We start from the raw sequence: 1,503 nt of genomic DNA on the forward strand, positions 1-1,503 counted from the left end.
GCATCGACGGCAGGACTTTTGAAACCCATGAGAACCGCCGCACCACAAAGCAGGATCGCTCATTCCAGAAGCTCATGAATATCACGGACGAGGTATGCCGACAGCATCATTTATCCGTGATCGAACATCCCGAAATGGGCAAGGGTAAGAGCCATTGGGAATGGGATATGTCACGGCAGGGATTATCGTGGAAAGCAAAACTGAAATTCACGATAGATCAGGTAATCAAGGAGAGCGAAAACTTTGAGGACTTCCTTGCAAAATGTGCAGATTTCGGAGTGCTTGTTGAGTACAATCCCGACCACAAGATTGACCTGAAATTTATGCTTGCGGAGCAGAAAGAACGCAATCCGAGAGCGAAGTTCACCCGTAGCCGGACGCTTGGTTGGTTTTACGAGACTGAAACGATCAAAGGACGCATCGCACAGTTTCGGGGCGGTATCGTTTATGTGCCGAGGACGAAGATAAGAGAGCGAGTTGTGAAATCGCAGAACAAGTTTGTGCAGGACGCTATTGACCGAGGAAATATGAAGGTTGCGAGTATCGCAAAGAACATTATCGCAGAATACGGAGTCGAGCCGGAGGAGATTCGCAATGCTGCGATCTCCGCTTATGCTCACAGCCGTCGCTTGGTGTCTGAGCTGAACAACTTGAAAACAGAGATCGAAGATCTGGAAGTCAAGCTGAAAGTCCTGAAGAAATATCGGGATGTGAAGCACTACGGCGAGGAGCTGAAAGCTCTCAGCGGACGAGCCGAAAAGAAGTATCGCAAGGATTATAGTGCCGAGCTTGCTGAGTACGGAAAAGTGCGTACACAGGTTTTTGAACTTTATCCGTCAGGACATATCCCGACCGGGAAAAGCTGGAAAAGAGTATCACGGCACTCCGTAAGAAGCTGTCGGCAATGAATACAGAGTATAATCAGGCAGACAAGAAAGCCCGTGAGCTTGCCGATGCACAGCGGACGATCGAGGAGTATCTGCGGCAGGAGCAGAGCCGAGATCAGCAGAAAAGAAAGAAACGGAATGACCTTGAATGACGATAGGCTCTCTGGCGAACGGAGAAGCACCTCAGAGCTGTCCGTGACGGTTATGGGAAAACTGATACCCCGAAACAGTAAAACGCTCCCTGAGCGTTTAGAGAGCGTTTTACGATATACAGCATATTTCACCGAGGATTTTTCTGTGATTGCTGCGCCTTGTACAAGAATTATTACAAATAGTTCGCAGAGCTGGACTCTGAAAACGGGATAGGCTATAATATAGCTACAATACATTTTCGGAGGTGCTGTTATGTTGAAAATTTCCGAGTTGGCGATGCCGAGGTCACGCAAGGTCACGACTGTGTACAACGGCAGGTGTGAAGTCTGGACAGACTACGAACAGGCAAAGGCGTATTTCCTTGAACTCATGATGTCAACCGACGGAGAGGAGCATGAACGTGCGGAGTGTGTATATATCCAACTCCTGCACGGATTAGCAGAATGTTCAGATGAGTGATAAT

2 protein-coding genes and 1 pseudogene are annotated in these 1,503 nt (G+C 48.3%); all 3 read left to right on the forward strand.

Annotated elements, in window-relative coordinates; genetic code table 11:
* Positions 1 to 908: pseudogene (locus tag CUS_RS02435) on the forward strand (relaxase/mobilization nuclease domain-containing protein); the annotation flags it as partial.
* The gene (locus tag CUS_RS20605; protein WP_002847340.1) at positions 905 to 1,039 is read left to right on the forward strand and encodes a hypothetical protein; all 135 of its coding nucleotides are present in this window, start codon (positions 905 to 907) and stop codon (positions 1,037 to 1,039) included. The pseudogene CUS_RS02435 and the gene CUS_RS20605, both read left to right, overlap by 4 nt.
* 253 nt (positions 1,040 to 1,292) lie before the next feature.
* Positions 1,293 to 1,499, forward strand: a complete 207-nt coding sequence (locus CUS_RS02440) for a hypothetical protein (protein WP_002847338.1) — start codon at positions 1,293 to 1,295, stop codon at positions 1,497 to 1,499.
* Positions 1,500 to 1,503 lie beyond the last annotated feature (4 nt).

The organism is Hominimerdicola alba 8 (genome assembly GCF_000178155.2).
In the GTDB taxonomy this organism is placed as follows: Bacteria; Bacillota; Clostridia; order Oscillospirales; family Ruminococcaceae; genus Hominimerdicola; species Hominimerdicola alba_C.